Below are 17,056 nucleotides of genomic sequence, written 5' to 3'. Positions count from 1 at the left end.
CTACACCGTTTCTTTGACGTGAGTGGCGACAAACTGCTCCACCAGTCGACGCGAAACTTCGTCACCGTCCGCCGGTACCAGACGCGCACTGCAAGCCCCGCAGACCACTTGCTGACGCTCGTTCAACAGCGCATGGCTGGAACTGCAATCCGGGCAGTCTTGCGGCAGATAGTTGAAGAGGTTGCGGCACTGTTGCGCCCAGTTGCGCACGGTGGTGGCGGCAAACACTTGTGCCGGTTGCATGCCAGCCTTGAGTTGCTCCGGGGAGTAAGCGCTCAGGCTCTGTTCGAGCAGTTGTTTGCCGCTCTCGGTGATGCGGCCGTTGACCAGGAATTCACTGGCGTCGCCACACACGGCGACGGCGTGATCCAGCACGCTGGTTTTCGGCAAAGTGCAGCCATATTGACGGCCCAACTGAAAACTCAGGTCGACGATGTCCAGCGAATCCGCGCTGAGGTCGTCAACGATGCTGCTGTTTTCGTCGATATCGTCGGCGCTCATCACCAGCAGTTGCGCGAGGATTTCGCGGGTGCTGGCAATAACGTTTTCCAATTCCAATGGATTGTTCATGGCTATCTCCCTATATATCGTGACTGCTTCATAAATTCGGCATGGGAGAAGTAACTATTCCCACAGCAACTTCTCACGCGGCGGAAATCTAAACTCTGTCCTTAAGGGGAGAGTCAACGAACTATTTGAAGTTTTTCAGCAACTTCGGACGAGTGTAAAAATCACCTTGGCGCCGCACTCTATTGGTGCGCAGATGGGTAAAGGACGTCTTAATTGCTTAACAAACGCTGGGTAAGGTAGGAAGAGCGCGGTGTCGCGGATGAATACCGGAACAGGGCTGAAAGTTCAAACTTGCAAAAGACAGCACAGACGTACAAGCAACAAAAACCGGACAAGTAAACAGTTATAACTTCATAACCTTTGCTCTATATCAAGCGTGCGGTAGTTACTGCAGTTGAGGGATTTCGCCGAGACCGGGGCACACCGCAACAGCGCTGCTGGGTATCTGAATGTCGAGCACAGACAATTGCGCAAGTGCGGCGCCCTATACCGTGCGACTTCAGTTCCCCAGCCCACTGCCCCGGAGTCCACATGAGCGCACCCATCACCGTCCTTCGCGACACCCATCCGCTGCCCGTCCTCGACGCCTGCAAATGGGAAAAACTCGAAGGCGACCCGCACACCGTCAACCTCAACGCCTACACCAGCGAAGACGGCAGCAAGATCATGGGCACCTGGATTTGCACACCGGGCAAGTGGTACGTCGACTACGTGAAGTGGGAATACTGCGATTTCCGCGAGGGTTATTGCATCATCACGCCGGAAGGGAAAGAGCCGATCCACCTGCGCGCCGGGGATATTTTCGTGGTTGAACCGGGGATGAAAGGCACGTGGGAAGTGGTCGAGACCGTGCGCAAGTATTTCGTGTTTGCCTGATGCAAAAAACCGCGAGACCACTCGACGTGGTTTCGCGGTGAGATCGGTTGAAACACCTACTTTGTAGGAGTGAGCCTGCTCGCGATGGCGGTGGGTCAATCAACACTCTTGTTGAATGTCTGACCCCAATCGCGAGCAGGCTCACTCCTACAGTTTTTGCGGTGTTACTGCGGTTTACGGTAGCTGTTGATGATCGCCGAGAAGTCTTTGCCACCCTCCCCGCGTTGGCTCATCGCCTGATACAACTGCTGGGCCACCGCGCCGAGTACCACCGGCTGGTGCGCCTGACGCGCCGCTTCAGTCGCCAATCCCAGATCCTTGAGCATCAGTTCGGCACCAAACCCGCCGGTATAACCGCGCGAGGCCGGCGCCGTTTCGACGATGCCCGGCCACGGGTTGTACATCTCTGAACTCCAGCAACGCCCGGTCGAACTGTTGATGATCCCGGCCAGCACGCCAGTGTCGATGCCCAATGCATCACCCAGCGCCATCGCTTCACTGACGCCGACCATCGAAATCGCCAGCAGCAAATTGTTGCAGATCTTGGCGATTTGCCCGGTGCCGACTTCGCCGCAATGCACGATGTTGCGGCCCATCTGCGCCAGCACCGGTTGCAGCGTTGCGAACAGCTCTGGCGTGGCGCCGACCATGAAGGTCAGCGTCCCCGCCGTCGCGCCACCGGTGCCGCCGGACACCGGCGCATCCGCCATGGCCACGCCTTGTTTGGCGGCGGCCGCAGCGACATCACGCGCAGTCTGCGGATCGATGGTGCTGCAATCCACCGCCGGCACGCCTTTGCCGATGCCGGCGAGCACGCCGTCCTCACCGAGCCAGACGCTGCGCACATGCACGGCGGCCGGCAGCATGGTGATTACCAGCTCAGCGTTTTGCGCCGCTTCGCGGGCCGAAGCGCTGATGGTGCCGCCCAGTTGCTCGAGTTCGGCGAGCACGGTTTTGTTCAGGTCGACCAGGTTCAGCGAGTGGCCAGCCTTGATCAGGTTGCGCGCCATCGGCGCGCCCATGTTGCCGAGGCCGATAAATGCGATTTTCATGTCCGGCTCCTTAACGCAAGTTAATGGTGGTGTTCACACCGTCGTTGACGCTGTCGTCATCGAACCAGCGGCTGGTGACCGTTTTGGTCTGCGTGTAGAACTGCACCACTTGTTTGCCATACGGGCCGAGGTCGCCGAGTTTCGAACCGCGCGAACCGGTGAAACTGAAGAACGGCACGGGCACCGGAATCGGGATGTTGATGCCGACCTGGCCGACGTCGATTTCAGTCTGGAATTTGCGCGCCGCCGCACCGCTCTGGGTAAACAGGCCAGTGCCGTTGCCGAACGGGTTGGCGTTGACCAGCGCAATCGCCTGATCAAGCGTGTCGACTTCCAGCACCACCAGCACCGGGCCGAAGATTTCCTGGGTGTAGATTTGCATCTCGGTGGTCACACCGGAGAACAGTGTCGGGCCGACAAAGTTACCCTGCTCAAAACCCGGCACGCTGATCTCGCGACCGTCGAGTTCAAGCTTGGCGCCTTCCTTGATGCCACTTTCGATCAGGTCAAGAATCCGCGCTTTCGCTCGTTTCGAAATCACCGGGCCGACATCGGTGCCCGCCTCGCTACCGGCGTTGACTTTGAGCTTCTGCGCCAGCGCCTTCAGATCCGGCAGCCATTGCTTGGCCGCACCGACCAGCACAACCACCGAAGTGGCCATGCAACGCTGACCGGCGGCGCCGAAACCGGCACCGACCAAAGCATTCAGGGTTTGTTCGCGATTGGCGTCCGGCAGGACCACGGCGTGGTTTTTCGCGCCCATCATCGATTGCACGCGTTTGCCGTGTTTGCCGGCCAAGTCGTAGACATGCGTGCCGACAGCGGTCGAACCGACGAAGGAAACCGCTTTGATGTCTTTGTGCGTGCACAGCGCATCGACCACGTCTTTGCCACCGTGCACCACGTTGAGCACGCCGGCCGGAACGCCGGCCTCAATCGCCAATTCCACCAGGAGCATGGTCGACAGCGGGTCCTGTTCGGACGGCTTGAGCACGAAAGTGTTGCCGCAAGCGATGGCCATCGGGAACATCCACAGCGGAATCATCGCCGGGAAGTTGAACGGGGTGATGCCGGCGCACACGCCGATTGGCTGGCGCAGCGTGTAAGTGTCGACGCCGCCCGCGACGTTCTCGGCGAACTCGCCCATCTGCAAAGTGCCGATGGAGCAGGCGTGCTCGACCACTTCGAGGCCACGGAAAATATCGCCCTCGGCGTCGGCAATGGTTTTGCCCTGCTCGGCGCTGAGGACCACGGCGATGCGTTTGGAGTGTTCACGAATCAATGCCTGGAGCTTGAGCATGATGCGCATCCGCGCGCCGATCGGCGTCAGCTTCCAGGTCTGGAAAGCGCGATGGGCGGCGCTGATCGCGGCGTCTACTTCCTGCGCGGTGGCGAACGGCACTTTGGCCAGTACTTGCTGGGTCGCCGGGTTGACGATGTCCTGCCATTCGCTGGTCTGCGATTCGACCCATTCGCCGTCAATCAGCAACTTGACGTTCTGGACCGTGGTGTCGTTTGGCGTGAGCGATGCGTTCATGCTGGTCTCCTGGACTTATTCTTATCTGGAAAGCTATGCAGGGAGCCAAGGCGTGCAAGTCGCCTTGAGATGAGGCGTGTGTCGCGAATTGGTTGTCGGACGGTTTTTGGAGTATAGATGTGCAAACTTCTAATAAGAACGCACATAAAAGCCGGTCCATCATGCAAAAAAACATCACGTCTTTAGGTTCGCTGAACTGGGACGACCTCAAGTTTTTCCTCGAAGTCGCCCGCACCCGCAAGGCCAGCACCGCGGCCAAGCGCCTCGCGGTGGACTACACCACCGTATCGCGCCGCATCAGTTCGCTGGAAACCGCGCTGGGCACTTTGCTGTTCGAGAAGTCGCGCACCAGCGGCTTCGTGCTGACCGCCGAGGGCCAGCGTCTGCTCGGTTACGCCGAGTCGATTGAAAGCACGTTGCACATGGCGTGCGAGCAGGTTTCCGGCTCCGGCGTGGCGCTGTCCGGGCATGTGCGGATGGGCTGTACCGAAGGTTTCGGGAGTTTCTTCATCACTCCGCAGCTCAGCCATTTCGTCGATGCCTACCCGGCGATCTCGGTGGATATACTGCCGCTGCCGCACTTCATCAGCCTGTCGAAACGCGAGGCCGATATCGTCATCGCCCTCGAACGCCCGGAACACGGTCCGTACGTCTGCTGCAAACTCTGCGACTACAAATTGCAGCTCTACGCGACCCAGGATTATCTGGACAAACACCCACCGATCCGCCGCCCGGCTGACCTGGCAAAACATTCGTTCATCAGTTATGTCGATGACTTGGCGTTCAGTTCGGAGCTGCTGTACCTGGCCAACGTGCTGCCCGGCGCCAGCGCCAACTTGCGCAGCACCAGCGTGATCGCGCAATTCGTCGCGGCGCAGCAAGGGCGGTCGCTGGCGATCCTGCCGTGCTTTCTGGCGGCGCGGGACTCACGGCTGCTGCCGGTATTGCCGGCGGAAATCAACATCACCCGGCAGTTCTGGATGTACTGCCGCGAGGACCTGAGGAAGCTCAAGCGGATCACCCTGTTGTGGGATTACATCCGCGAAGTCACCGAGCAGAATCGCAGGTTGTTGATGGGGGAAAGTCGGGAAATGCTGTTTGCCGATTAATCGGCAATCACCACAATCGCTACCCGACGATTCTCGGTGCGGCCCGCCGGGGTGTCGTTCGACGCTACCGGTTCGGTGCTGCCGAGGCCTTGCAGCTTGATGTTCTGTTGTTTCATTCCGACTGATGTCAGCACGTTGCCCACGCTTTTCGCGCGGCGCAGGGACAGTTGCTGGTTGTAGGTTTCTTTACCGGAACCATCGGTGTGACCGTCGACCCGCACGCGCTCGATGCCGACGCCCTGCAGCGCTTTGCCGATGCCCTGGACGATCTCGGTGCTCTGCGCGTTGAGGGTTTCGACGTCGCTGCCGAACAGGACTTTGCCGGACAGGCCAAACGCCCAACCTTCATCCGTCAGCTCGAAACCCTGTTGTTTGAGCACGGCAATCTGCGTCGGGGTCAGGCCTTTTTGTGGGGCGGTCTGGCAGCCGGTCAATGCCAATAACGCCATGAACAAGGTGACGGCGAAAAATCGCAGGGAACGCTGGGGAATCGAAAACACGGACATTAGCTCCTGGTTTGAACGTGGGCTGGGTGCTCCGACCCGGCCGTTTGTTGGGCGCCTCGGGACAGGCGCTTGGCTTGGTACATCGCGGCGTCGGCGGCATTCAGCAGCGCACCCGGCGTGGCGCCGTGATCGGGGTAGACCGCGACGCCGATACTCAGAGAGGTGAGCACCGTGGTACTGCCGGGCAAGGTAATCGGCATTTCCATGCTGGCGATGATTTTGTCGGCAATGCGCTCGGCGTCTTCGGTCTGGTGCAGCGGTGTCAGCAGCACGGCAAATTCGTCGCCGCCGAGCCGCGCCACCAGGTCTTCTTCGCGTAATTGCGCACGAACCCGGGTGGCCACCGCGACCAATACCGCGTCGCCCGCCGCGTGGCCGAAGCTGTCGTTGATTTCCTTGAAGCGGTCGCTGTCGAGGAACAACACCGCCACGCGTTCGTTGAGTTTGTTGGCATTGCGCAACGCACGAATCAGCCGACCTTCGAAATATGCCCGATTGGGCAACCCGGTGAGGCTGTCGTGGCTGGCCTGATGGGCGAGGGTTTCGTTCTCGCTTTGCAAATGGGTTTGCCAGGATTCGAGCTCATCAAGCAAGGCATTGAAGTCGTTGCCGAGGTTGTCCAGCTCGGCGATGTCGGCGGGCGGTACGCGTCGGTCGAAAGCGCGTTCGCTGCGGGCGGCGTGCGCCACCGCGGCGAGGCTGCGCAACGGGCCGGTGATGCCGCGCAATTGTCGGCGCGCCAGATACAACGCGACCCAGGCACTGACGGCCGTGCACAAAATGATCCCCACCAGCCCACTGAGCAAGAAACGCAACAGGCTGCCGCCGTGACCCGTGAGTTCGATGCTGCCGATTTCCTGGCCCTGATGGACAATCGGCATGCTGATCGGTTTTTCCAGAAGCGCCTTGGCGATCTGCATTTCGAGATCAGAGAGAAATCCGGTTTCCGGGCGCTGCCAACGGGCGAGCAGCACGCCCTGCTCGTCGAGCACCTGCGCGTCGGCGACTTCCTCGGTAGAGGCGATCAACGCGAGCGCTTCGGTGGCAGCCACTTTGTCGTTGAACACCACGGCCGCTTCGACGGTGTAGTTGATCGAGCGCGCGATCAGATGCAGGTTATGGTCGGCGTAAACCCGCAGGGCCAACACACCGAGCAGCGTCAGCGATACGCTGGCCATGGCCACGCCGACCAGCGCAACAATCAAATGGCCGCGGCCAATGACCGAACGCAACGTGGGGCGATGACTGGATTTGAATAGGCTCATGGTGCCGTCGGCTTGCGGCGCGACAGTTGCAGCACGCTCGGGTGAATGCGCACGCCACTGCGCGCGACGGAATCGAGGTTGACCTCGAAGGACACTTGATCATCGCTGACCCGCAGACAAAACAGGCTGCCGACGGTGCACGGATCGCTGGCCTCGCTGATGCTCAATATCGGTTGGCCGATCAACGAAGCAAACAAACGGCTGCGCTCATCGCCGGTCAGCTTGCCGATGTATACGGCATCGCAGTCGCTGGCAATCGCGGGATTATCGGCAAGCAAGCGTTGCACGGTGACGGGACGTCCGGTGGCTTGGGTCGAGCCTTTGACCAGATCGTCGGTGTATTGCGTCGGGCCGACCACGCACAGGCGCAGTTGCGCAGGCTCTACCGGCCACCGCGCATAACTGAGAATCCCGAGCACGACCTGGGTCACCGCTCTGGCCCGTTGATCGGCCATGCTGACGGCGGTTTCAGGTTGTGCATATGCGATGCCGGTCAGTAAACAGAGCAAGGCGCCAAGCAATATCTGCCTGCAGCCGAGAACGCTCTCTGTCACCCGGACAGCCAACTTCATGCGGGGGATTCTCGTCGATCTAACACAATGATGCCGCAACGATAGCACAGCACCGAACACCCCGCGAGGCCGCTAAACACGGCGCTTTCAGCCAGTTTTACGTCGTCAACCGATTGGCAGATTAAGCGCTAGACTCAACGCCCTCGTCCAACTCCAGCATCAGCCCGCTGAGACGCTTCACTTTGCGTTGCACCGCCTCTTCGAACACACCCGCGCGCGGCTCGATCAGGGTGAACCAGTCTTTGGCGCGAGTGATGCCGGTGTAAATCAATTCTTTGGTCAGCACTGGATTGAGAGCGTCCGGCAGGATCAGCGCCGTATGCGCAAACTCCGAACCTTGGGATTTGTGCACGGTCATCGCGTACACCGTTTCGACATCGTTGAGCCGACTCGGCAGGACAAACCGCACGCCACCCTGACCGTCGTTGCGCGGGAACGCGACACGCAACACCGGTTTGCCGGCCTCGGGGCCATCGCGTTCCGGCAATTTAAGGGCGATGCCGATGTCGCCGTTCATCAAGCCCAGCCCGTAATCGTTGCGCGTCATCAGCACCGGCCGACCTTCGTACCACTGCTGATCACCGTCGATCAAACGCGCCTTGAGCAAGGCTTCGGTGATGCGCTGATTCAGGCCCTCCACGCCCCATGGCCCTTTGCGCACGGCGCAGAGCAACTGGAAAGTGTCGAAAGCGTTCAGCACTTGCCGCGCCCATTCGGTCCAGCGCGGGTCATCGAGGCTGCTGCCCAGCGCGGGCCGCTGATCGCGCAGCAGGCTCAGGTAATGGCGATAACCGTGTGGCCCGTCGTTGTGGCCGTCGAGCAGCAAGCGCTCCAGCGCTTTGTCCTGCTCACCCTTGAGCGGCAGAGAGAACACATCTTTGAAGTTGCGTTCAGCCAACAGCTTGCGCGCCTCATCGGGCTGCTGCTGATTGACCCATCGCGCCAATTGGCCAATGCCGCTGCCTTCGCCGAACCGGCGTGAGTGGCGCAACATCACCACTTGTTGGGCCAACGGGTGCGTGCCGTCGGTATCTTCGTGCAGCCCACTGGCCTCAAGGCTTTCACCGCTGACGGCTTGCAGCCATTGGCGCGTCTGCGGACTGTACCAACCGCCCTCGGCATCGCGGCACAGATCCCCGAGCACGGCGCCCGCTTCCACCGAAGCCAGCTGATCCTTGTCACCGAGCAGCACCAGTCGTGCATGCGCCGGCAAGGCATCGAGCAGATTGGCCATCATCTCCAAATCGATCATCGAGGCTTCATCGACCACCAGCACATCCAGTGGCAAACGGTTACCAGCGTGATGACGGAAATGCCGAGTACCGGGACGACTGCCAAGCAAACGGTGCACGGTGGTGACTTCGGAGGGAATCTTCTCGCGCACGGCTTCGGCGACTGCCAGTGATTGCACTTGCTGGCTGATGGACTCGGTGAGCCGCGCAGCCGCCTTGCCGGTGGGCGCGGCCAGACGAATACGCAATGGTTTGCCGGCTTCCACGGCAGGCGCTTGAAGCAGCGCCAACAAACGCACGACGGTGGTGGTTTTGCCGGTGCCAGGGCCGCCGGTGACGATACTGAACGGGCTGCGGGTAGCGAGGGCACACGCAAGTTTTTGCCAATCGATCACCTCGCCGGGTTTGGCCGGACCGAACAGGCCGGTCAAGCGTTGCAGCAGATCCGCAGGCGTCGCTTCGTGCTCGGCCAAACGCTGGCGCAGAGCATTGTCGATGCGCCGTTCGTAGGTCCAGTAACGACGCAAATACAGGCGCTTGCCCGACAGCACCAAGGGTCGCTGGCGCGCCGCTTCGCTGCCATCGACCGCCAACGCCACCAGACTGCTGGCCGCCAGCGCCTTGCACCAGTGGGCGCCGTCCAGCGCTTCGAGCAATTGCGACGGCAGCAACATCGCTCCACTTTGCACATCACCTTCGGGCGGCAGCGATAAGGCAAAGTCCGGCGCTTTCAGGGTTTCGAACAGGTCCAGGCAGACGTGGCCGTGACCGAGCTGGTGACTGGTCAACGCAGCGGCGAGCAACACCAGCGGATCGTCATCGGGCGCGAGTTCGTGGAGAAACGCGACAAACGCTTTGTCCAGCGCTCGCAGCCAGCCGCGTTCGACCCAGCGGGTCAGCAACAGCAGAAGATCCTCGGCGCGGCTCAGTGGCGCCAGGTCGGCCAGGCTTTCGGCCGCGAGCGGCGTCGGCAGCAGATCGGCGAAGGTGCGGCTCATAGCAGTTCTCCCTGTTCCCAGGCGGGCTCAGCCTTGGGTTCGGCCTTGCCCTGGAACAGCCGGTCCAGTCGTTCGATCAATTCCCGCGGCGGCCGGGCGAAATAAACGCCTTGGCTGGCCGCACGTGTCCCGCGCAGGAACAGGTACAAGGCGCCACCGATGTGGCGGTCGTAATCGTAGTCGGGCAACCGCGCCTTGAGCTGGCGATGCAGTGCCAACAGGTACAACACGTATTGCAGATCGTAGCGGTTGTCGAGAATCGACTGTTCCATGGCCTGTTCGGTGTACGCCGCATCGTCGACGCCGAGCCAGTTGGACTTGTAGTCGGCGACGTAATAACGGCCTTCGTGCTCGAACGTCAGGTCGATGAAGCCCTTGAACATGCCATTGAGCATCACCGGTTCGGCGGCCACGCGCGCCACGCCGTTGTGGGTGTGTTGGCGCACCAGTTCATCAAGTTTGAGCACGTCGACCGTGTGACTGGCGAACCAGAACTCCATCTCGACGCGATATTGGCTCAGTTGCTCGAAGACCACCGGTGGCTGCCCGCCACCAATGTGCAGCGGCGAGCGCAGCAGGTGCTGCAGCCAGTCGCTCAACGTGACGATCCAGCCTTCCCAGCCGCGTCGGTTGCAGCGACGGCCCACCGCGTCTTCCACGGCTTTCGGCGAAGCATTAAAACCTTCATCGCCGGCCCATTCGAGCAAACCGTGGAGGAATGTCCCGGGGTTCGGACCACGCGGAAAGCGGTGAATGTCGGCGCCGCCGGTAGCCACTTCGCGTGGCGCTTCGGGATCCAGACGTTCATCGTCGAAGAGCTTTTGCGCCTGCGGATTCTCCGGCGCTTCGTCGCTGCCCACGCTCATGCTGTCGCCAATGCGCAAGGCACTGTAGGAAGCAATCCACCAGTTTTCGCTGGCCTTGCGCTTGGGGATCAACGGCGCGAGCAAAGTCGCCTCGTTGCGCGGCGGATGGTAGAGCTCGGACTTCGCCTCGGGCATTTCGCTGTAGCTGAGCGCGGGGCAGTCTTGCTGCAAGTCTTCGAGCCAACGGGTCAGACCGGCGGATTCGGCCAGTGCCGCGCCGCCGCCCAACAAATAACCCAACGCCGACAAGTGCAGCACCGAGCTGTTGTTATTGCCACGTTTGAGATCGGCCACACCCAGCCAGCACGCATGCTGGGCGCGGGTCAGCGCGACGTAGAGCAGGCGTAAATCCTCGGCCAGACGCTCGTCATCGGCCAGAGCGATCAACTCGGCAGTCGGTTTCAGCGTTACTTGCGCCTTGCCCGCTGCGTCGTGGTAATGCAACGGCAGACGACTGCCGTCCACCGGTTTCGCCGAGCAGATGAACGGCAGGAACACCAACGGATACTCGAGGCCCTTGGATTTGTGGATGGTCACAACCTTGACCAGTTGTTCATCACTTTCCAGACGCAGGATCTGTTCTTCTCCAGCCTGCCCCGACAACGCCAGGTGCTCGGACAGATGGCGAATCAGCGCTTGTTCGCCATCCAGTTCGGCAGCCGCTTGTTGCAGCAGTTCGGAGAGGTGCAAAAGGTTGGTCAATACCCGTTCGCCGTCGCTGCGGGTGATCAATGCCTGGGGCAGCTGGAAGTCGTGCAGCAAGCGCCGGAGCATCGGCAGCACGCCTTGCTTGCGCCAGGTCTCGCGATAACGGCGGAACTGCATGACCCGCGCTTCCCAGGCCAATTCGTCCTGATTCAACTGCTCGAGTTCAGCCAACGAGAGGTTCAGGGTGATGCTGGCGAGCGCGGCACGCAGCGGGCGCTCGGCATCAGGTTCGGCGCAGGCCTTGAGCCAGGTCAGCAGGTCATGCGCCTCCTGAGCGGCGAACACCGAATCCTTGTCCGACAGGTACACACTGCGCACACCACGAGCAGACAGTTCACCGCGCACGGCTTGGGCCTCTTTGCCGTCGCGGACCAGAATCGCGATATCGGCCGGCAACAGTCCGCGGAACGCTTTACCGTCCTGGGTGAATCCCGCCAGACCTTGTTGTCCGCTATTGAGCAGCGCGGTGATTTCGCTGGCACACGCGGCGGCCAGTTGTTGTCGATAAACCACGCCGGACAGCGGTTGATCGGCGACCAGATGCCAGATGTTCAGCGCCGCCAGGTTTTGCCCATCGACGTGCAGAACTTCCTTGCGGCCCTGGGATTGCACCGGCAGAAACGGCACCGGGTTTTCACCGCTGTCCTCGCGAAAGAGAAACGCACCGCGTCCGGTTTCTCGCAATTCGGCGCGCTCAAAAACGTGGTTCACCGCGTTGACCATGCCATGGCTGGAGCGGAAGTTGGTGCCCAGTGTATGCAAACGTCCAGTGGTGGCCTGGCGGGCGCGCAGGTAGGTATAAATGTCTGCGCCGCGAAAGGCATAGATCGCCTGTTTCGGGTCGCCGATCAGGAACAGTCCGCACTCGGGATTGTTCTCTTCGATGCGATAGATGCTCTCGAAGATGCGGTATTGCACCGGGTCGGTGTCCTGGAATTCGTCGATCAATGCCACCGGGAACTGTTCACGGATCAGGCTGGCCAGGCGCTCGCCGCCGTCGGCCTGCAGTGCTGCGTCGAGGCGCAATAACATGTCGTCAAAGCCCATCTCTGCGCGACGACGTTTTTCCTCTTCGAATCGAGCACCGACCCACTGCGCGGCGTGCTGCAGAACCGCCGCGTCGGGTGTCGGCAATCCATCGAGGCTGAGCTTCAGGCCGGGCATCGCGTCCAGGCCCGGATGACGAGGCGCTTCACCCTTCCAGGCTTCTGCCATGCCATCGGGCGTCAGGCGCGTGAAGCCAGTGCCGATGTCCAGTTGCTCGAGGGCTTCGTCTGCCGCCCAGGCTTTGATTTTCTCGAACCACGGTTCGAAGTAGCGCGCCTGCATCTTGCGTCCGTCGACGGTTTTACTCGCCACGCCCTGCTGACAGATCGCGAGTAATTCGTCTGCCCATTGCTGCCAAGGCATCTTCAGGTCGACCAGTGCGGTGCGTCGTTCGAGCAAACTTTCGGCGATCAACTCGGCAGGCTCTTTGCCCTGAATACTCTCGCGCTCGCTGGCAAACAGACCACGCACCCGCGGCAGCAATGCCGCAGGTCCACCCCAATTGGTGCGAACCCAACTCAGCGCATCGTCCTGCATCGGGTAGCAAAACAGCCGCCAATAATCGCGCAGCACTTCGCCGAGCAAATCGCTGTGATCGGTTTCCAGGGTCTGGGTAAACAGACTGCCACTGTCGAACGCATGTTCGCGCAACATGCGCTGACACCAACTGTGAATGGTCGAGACCGCCGCTTCATCCATCCATTGCGCTGCGATGTCGAGGCGATTGGCGCAACCGGACCATTGCTCGGGAGAAAACTCCTCACGCAACTCGGCAATCAGGCTATCGGGGGCAGGCGTTTCGTCGCGGAAGTAGCGGGCAGCCTCCGCAAGGCGGGTTCGAATGCGTTCGCGCAGCTCTTTGGTGGCGGCATCGGTGAATGTCACAACGAGGATTTGCGGCGGCAGTAGTTCCCGTCCAAACCCGCTGGATTCGCCGCCATGACCAAGGACCAGCCGCAGATACAGCGCGGAGATGGTGAAAGTCTTGCCGGTCCCGGCACTGGCCTCGATCAGTTGGCTGCCACGCAGCGGGAAGGCCAGCGCTAATGGTTTGTTCGTGTTCATGAGCGCGCACCTTCGCTGGTCAATGATCGCCAAGGTGCTTCAAGCAATGGCCGGTATAAAGAGTCGCACCATCCGGCGAATGTCTCGTCGGCGACCAGACTGTCGTAATCGGCGAATTGCCGGGCGAGTGCCGGACTTTCGCGGCGCTCGCCATCGGTGGTCTGGCCGTCCCCTTCATAAGCTTTGCGCGCGGCGGCCTCGGCTTTGATCGGGTCGGTTTGACCGAGCCAGGCAAACGCGGTTTTGACGGCGATCGGCAATGGCTGGCGCATACCGGTTTGCCAGGCGAGCAGCAGGTTGCCGAGCATTTGCAATGCGGCGCCCTTCTCCAAGGGTTCGAGCAAAAGGCTGTCGTCACTGGCGACCAGCGCGGTGGTCATCGACAAACCACTGGCGCAGGCAACCAGGTGATTGACCCACGGACGAGTCAGTCGATGCCACTTGCGCGTCTTGATCGAGCCGATGCTGTTGGGGATGGTGGTAACCGAGAGTAGACCACCGTCGGCGCGTTGGTGCAGGCCACTGAGCCAGCCTTCAAGGCGCAAGCCGTGCAATTCCAGACTCACCGGCAAGGCACTGGTGAGCGGCGTTGGCCATAACGTCAGAAGTTGCTGGTAGCGTTGCAGCAGGTCAGGGAGCGGCTCGATCAACTCTCGTTGCAGCCATTCGCCAAAACCGGCCATTGGCAGCAGACCGCTGTTTTGCAGACGCAGCGCGTGAGCTTCCAGCGCTTGATCGGCGTTCTCCAGTTGGCCCAGTGCGGCTTCGAGCAAACTGTCGCTGAGGCTGTAGCGCTGCAGTGCGTCGAGGACAAACGGTTCTTCGTCGGCCAGCGGCACTTCGGCGGCTTCAAAGAATACTTTCAGGCGTTGACTGAAGAAATGTCTGACAGGGTTGCGGAGGAAATCCTGCAACTGTCCGAGACTCAGTGGTTCGTCCTGAATATAGGGTTCAAGGACCTCGTTTTCGGCTGCAGGTTTTTTCGGTTGGTGAAGTACTTGCCACTCGCTGGCATAACTGAAAAGCGCATCGCCTTCATGGAAGTAGCGGGCACTGAACGGTTGCAGGGGATGCTCTTGGGTCATCGCCTCAAGCAACGATTCATCCTCGTCATTCAGCCGCCAACCGCTGGCCAGATGATCACGCAATTGGCCGATCAACACCGAGGCTGGGCGTTCGCTGTTATCGCGAATGCTCCGGCCGACCCAGGAGATATACAGTTGATTTCGCGCGGACAACAGCGCTTCCAGCAGCAGGTAGCGGTCGTCTTCGCGCCGGGAACGATCGCCGGGACGGTAATCGCTGCCCATCAGGTCGAAGTCCAGCGGCGGCTGCGCCCGTGGGTAATCGCCGTCATTCATTCCGAGCAGGCACACCAGTTTGAAAGGGATCGCGCGCATCGGCATCAATGTGCAGAAATTCACGGCACCGGCGAGAAAGCGCTGAGACAAGCGCCCTTGGTCGAGACCTGCCAACCAGGCTTCGCGCACTACGGTCAGCGGTAGTTCATCCTGCAACCCTACCGACTCGCAGGTATCCAGCCAGGTTTCGCGCAGCTCTTCGAGTTGAGCCAGCAGGTAATCGTCGTGTTCGTTGCTGGCCTTGAAAAACAACTGCACCAGGCCCTGCAATCGCCCTCCCCACTCTTTCGGCGGCGCCGGTTGGGTGAGCTCCTGATGCGCGATTTCCAAGGCATCGAGCAGGGCGACCAAAGGACCGATCAGTGCGGCATCGAGCCCGCCAATTTCGTCGTAGGGCTCGATGCCTTCGCAGGCACTGGCGCTGCCGACGGCGTAACCCAGCAGCATGCGGCGCAGGCCGAAACGCCAACTGTTCTGCTCCAGTTCTGGCGGCAGACCGAGGCCGGCCCGCTGTTCGGCGTTCATACCCCAGCGGATGCCAGCGCCTTCGATCCAACGATGCAGCGTCGGCAGGTCACGCTCTTCCACGCCGAATCGCGCCCGCAGCGCCGGCACATCCAGCAGGTCGAGGATCTCGCTGACCGGGAAACGGCTGTCCGGGAGCTTGAGCAGGTGCTCGACGGCGATCAATAGTGGATCGCGGCCCCGCTGGCCCTGGTCGGCCAAGGTGAATGGAATGAAGCGCGGGTCATAACGTTCCAGCTGACCAAATACCGCGCGGATATGCGGCGCGTAGCTGTCGATATCGGGAACCATGACGATGACGTCGCGAGGCCGCAGGTCTGGATCGGCACTGAAGCGTTCGAGCAATTGATCGTGGAGAATCTCGACTTCGCGCTGGGCGCTGTGGGCAATGTGGAAGCGAATTGAGTGGTCGCTTTGCAAATTGACTGCCGGCCAATGCTCGCGGGTTTCGTTTAATGGACGCAGTTCGAGGATGTCGTCCTGTAACTGGTTGAGCATGTTTTGCGGATTGTTTTCGCTGAACAGGTCGATGCGACCATCGCGAAACGCCGCGCGATAGCTGTTCGGGTCATCGTAGCTGTCGAGCAGGCTGATGTAGTCGCGCCCTTGTTTACCCCACGCCGCCAATAAGGGATGTGCATGTTGGTGAAGGGTTTGCGGATCGAGCACAACCGGCATCCCGCTTTTGCGCGACTGTCGTTTGTATTGATGCCGCAGCAAGTCCTTATCGGCGACGATGTCTGCCCAATGGTAACGACATGGGTTGTGCACGCAGAGCAGGACCTGACTGAATCGCGCCAATCCGGCAAGAGCTTCAAGTGCTTGTGCGGGTAGCGAAGAAATCCCGAAGACGATTACTCGGGACGGTAAATCGGCAGGCGCTTCATCGAGGCTGTTAATGCGCTCAATGAAACGCTGGTGGACACCGGCACGGCTTTGCGCCATGCCTTGCTCGCCGACATCCAGAAGCAACGCGCGCCACAACTCCGCTTGCCAGCAATTGGCTGGGGTCAGCGGCTTCGCTTCGCCTCTGCCATTCCTCAGTTGATGTTTTCCCTCCGCCCAATCTTCGAGCCAGTCGGCCCGGTAGACCTGATATTGGTCGAACAGATCGGCGAGACGTTCAGACAACTGATAGCGTTTGCGCAGATCGGTGTCGTGGGTAAGAAAGCGCTGCAGAGGTTCGAAGTGAGGTTGATCGATTAACTGCGGCAGCAGTCTCATCAAACGCCAGGTCAGTGGTGCTTTATCGAGCAGGGATTTGACCGGGATTTCGTCTCGGCCAAGGACCATGCGATAGAGCTGCCACATGAAGCTGCCCGGCAATTGCACATCGATTGCCGCGGCGATACCGCAGCCGCCCATGTCGTCATCTTCAGGATCTTCGGCGAGTGCGAGCTTCAGCCATTGAGCAATGCCGTTGCTCTGGACCAAGGCTATTTCATTTTCCAGGGGGGCCAGCGGGTAATGCCGCATTACGCCGATCACCAGGCTGCGCAGTTCATCAAGACTGTTGCTTTGAACCACCATAAACCCGGCATTGAGAGACGCTGCGTCCGGCATAAATGCTTCCTTGGGTAAATACAAAAGCTAGGGCCGAACCTTAGCACTGTCGAGGGGCTGTGACAGCCGCAAGGCGTCCGAGAATGTTGTAGGAAATTTTCTAGCGGACAAACAAAACCCCTACCTGCATACGCAGATAGGGGTTTCGGAATTTAATCTTGACGATGACCTACTCTCACATGGGGAAACCCCACACTACCATCG

The 17,056-nt window shown here is 60.4% G+C and carries 11 protein-coding genes; 2 read left to right on the top strand and 9 right to left on the bottom strand.

The window, feature by feature from the left end:
* The gene (locus tag FBY12_RS06970) at nucleotides 1-570 is read right to left on the bottom strand and encodes an acyl carrier protein (protein WP_145252372.1); all 570 of its coding nucleotides are present in this window, start codon (nucleotides 568-570) and stop codon (nucleotides 1-3) included.
* Between the two features lie 531 nt (nucleotides 571-1,101).
* On the opposite strand from FBY12_RS06970, the gene FBY12_RS06965 reads away from it, so the two are divergent.
* Complete coding sequence (locus tag FBY12_RS06965) at nucleotides 1,102-1,446, top strand: cupin domain-containing protein (protein ID WP_145252370.1); 345 nt, start codon at nucleotides 1,102-1,104, stop codon at nucleotides 1,444-1,446.
* 164 nt (nucleotides 1,447-1,610) lie between these two features.
* On the opposite strand, the gene mmsB is transcribed toward FBY12_RS06965, so the two are convergent.
* Complete coding sequence (gene mmsB, locus FBY12_RS06960; protein WP_092273685.1) at nucleotides 1,611-2,498, bottom strand: 3-hydroxyisobutyrate dehydrogenase; 888 nt, start codon at nucleotides 2,496-2,498, stop codon at nucleotides 1,611-1,613.
* A 10-nt stretch (nucleotides 2,499-2,508) separates the two neighbouring features.
* Nucleotides 2,509-4,035: a CoA-acylating methylmalonate-semialdehyde dehydrogenase gene (locus FBY12_RS06955; RefSeq protein ID WP_145252368.1), complete on the bottom strand. Its 1,527-nt coding sequence runs from the start codon at nucleotides 4,033-4,035 to the stop codon at nucleotides 2,509-2,511.
* A gap of 161 nt (nucleotides 4,036-4,196) precedes the next feature.
* On the opposite strand from FBY12_RS06955, the gene FBY12_RS06950 reads away from it, so the two are divergent.
* The gene (locus FBY12_RS06950; protein WP_145252366.1) at nucleotides 4,197-5,144 is read left to right on the top strand and encodes a LysR family transcriptional regulator; all 948 of its coding nucleotides are present in this window, start codon (nucleotides 4,197-4,199) and stop codon (nucleotides 5,142-5,144) included.
* On the opposite strand, the gene FBY12_RS06945 is transcribed toward FBY12_RS06950, so the two are convergent.
* The 6 genes from FBY12_RS06945 to recC all read right to left on the bottom strand — a co-directional run bounded on the left by FBY12_RS06945 (nucleotide 5,141) and on the right by recC (nucleotide 16,852).
* The gene (locus tag FBY12_RS06945; protein WP_145252364.1) at nucleotides 5,141-5,650 is read right to left on the bottom strand and encodes an OmpA family protein; all 510 of its coding nucleotides are present in this window, start codon (nucleotides 5,648-5,650) and stop codon (nucleotides 5,141-5,143) included. The two genes, FBY12_RS06950 and FBY12_RS06945, sit on opposite strands and share 4 nt — an antisense overlap.
* The gene (locus FBY12_RS06940) at nucleotides 5,650-6,915 is read right to left on the bottom strand and encodes a diguanylate cyclase domain-containing protein (RefSeq protein WP_145252362.1); all 1,266 of its coding nucleotides are present in this window, start codon (nucleotides 6,913-6,915) and stop codon (nucleotides 5,650-5,652) included. Before FBY12_RS06940 ends, FBY12_RS06945 begins: the two co-directional genes overlap by 1 nt.
* Complete coding sequence (locus FBY12_RS06935) at nucleotides 6,912-7,487, bottom strand: YfiR family protein (RefSeq protein WP_145252360.1); 576 nt, start codon at nucleotides 7,485-7,487, stop codon at nucleotides 6,912-6,914. The genes FBY12_RS06940 and FBY12_RS06935 overlap by 4 nt, the downstream gene beginning before the upstream one ends.
* 121 nt (nucleotides 7,488-7,608) lie before the next feature.
* Complete coding sequence (gene recD / locus FBY12_RS06930) at nucleotides 7,609-9,717, bottom strand: exodeoxyribonuclease V subunit alpha (protein ID WP_145252358.1); 2,109 nt, start codon at nucleotides 9,715-9,717, stop codon at nucleotides 7,609-7,611.
* On the bottom strand, nucleotides 9,714-13,403 hold the full coding sequence (gene recB / locus FBY12_RS06925) for an exodeoxyribonuclease V subunit beta (protein ID WP_145252356.1): 3,690 nt from the start codon (nucleotides 13,401-13,403) through the stop codon (nucleotides 9,714-9,716). The genes recD and recB overlap by 4 nt, the downstream gene beginning before the upstream one ends.
* Complete coding sequence (gene recC / locus FBY12_RS06920; RefSeq protein ID WP_145252354.1) at nucleotides 13,400-16,852, bottom strand: exodeoxyribonuclease V subunit gamma; 3,453 nt, start codon at nucleotides 16,850-16,852, stop codon at nucleotides 13,400-13,402. The genes recB and recC overlap by 4 nt, the downstream gene beginning before the upstream one ends.
* Nucleotides 16,853-17,056 lie beyond the last annotated feature (204 nt).

The sequence above is a fragment of the Pseudomonas sp. SJZ131 genome (genome assembly GCF_007828705.1).
Taxonomy (GTDB): Bacteria; Pseudomonadota; Gammaproteobacteria; order Pseudomonadales; family Pseudomonadaceae; genus Aquipseudomonas; species Aquipseudomonas prosekii.
The sequence above is the reverse complement of the archived record's forward strand: the minus strand, read 5'-3'. Positions and strand labels throughout refer to the sequence as shown.

Coding starts and splice junctions, on each gene's coding strand:
- FBY12_RS06950 (WP_145252366.1), top strand. CDS start 4,197: ATGCAAAAAAACATCACGTCTTTAGGTTCGCTGAACTGGGACGACCTC.
- FBY12_RS06965 (WP_145252370.1), top strand. CDS start 1,102: ATGAGCGCACCCATCACCGTCCTTCGCGACACCCATCCGCTGCCCGTC.
- recB (WP_145252356.1), bottom strand. CDS start 13,403: ATGAACACGAACAAACCATTAGCGCTGGCCTTCCCGCTGCGTGGCAGC.
- recC (WP_145252354.1), bottom strand. CDS start 16,852: ATGCCGGACGCAGCGTCTCTCAATGCCGGGTTTATGGTGGTTCAAAGC.
- recD (WP_145252358.1), bottom strand. CDS start 9,717: ATGAGCCGCACCTTCGCCGATCTGCTGCCGACGCCGCTCGCGGCCGAA.
- FBY12_RS06940 (WP_145252362.1), bottom strand. CDS start 6,915: ATGAGCCTATTCAAATCCAGTCATCGCCCCACGTTGCGTTCGGTCATT.
- mmsB (WP_092273685.1), bottom strand. CDS start 2,498: ATGAAAATCGCATTTATCGGCCTCGGCAACATGGGCGCGCCGATGGCG.
- FBY12_RS06935 (WP_145252360.1), bottom strand. CDS start 7,487: ATGAAGTTGGCTGTCCGGGTGACAGAGAGCGTTCTCGGCTGCAGGCAG.
- FBY12_RS06970 (WP_145252372.1), bottom strand. CDS start 570: ATGAACAATCCATTGGAATTGGAAAACGTTATTGCCAGCACCCGCGAA.
- FBY12_RS06945 (WP_145252364.1), bottom strand. CDS start 5,650: ATGTCCGTGTTTTCGATTCCCCAGCGTTCCCTGCGATTTTTCGCCGTC.
- FBY12_RS06955 (WP_145252368.1), bottom strand. CDS start 4,035: ATGAACGCATCGCTCACGCCAAACGACACCACGGTCCAGAACGTCAAG.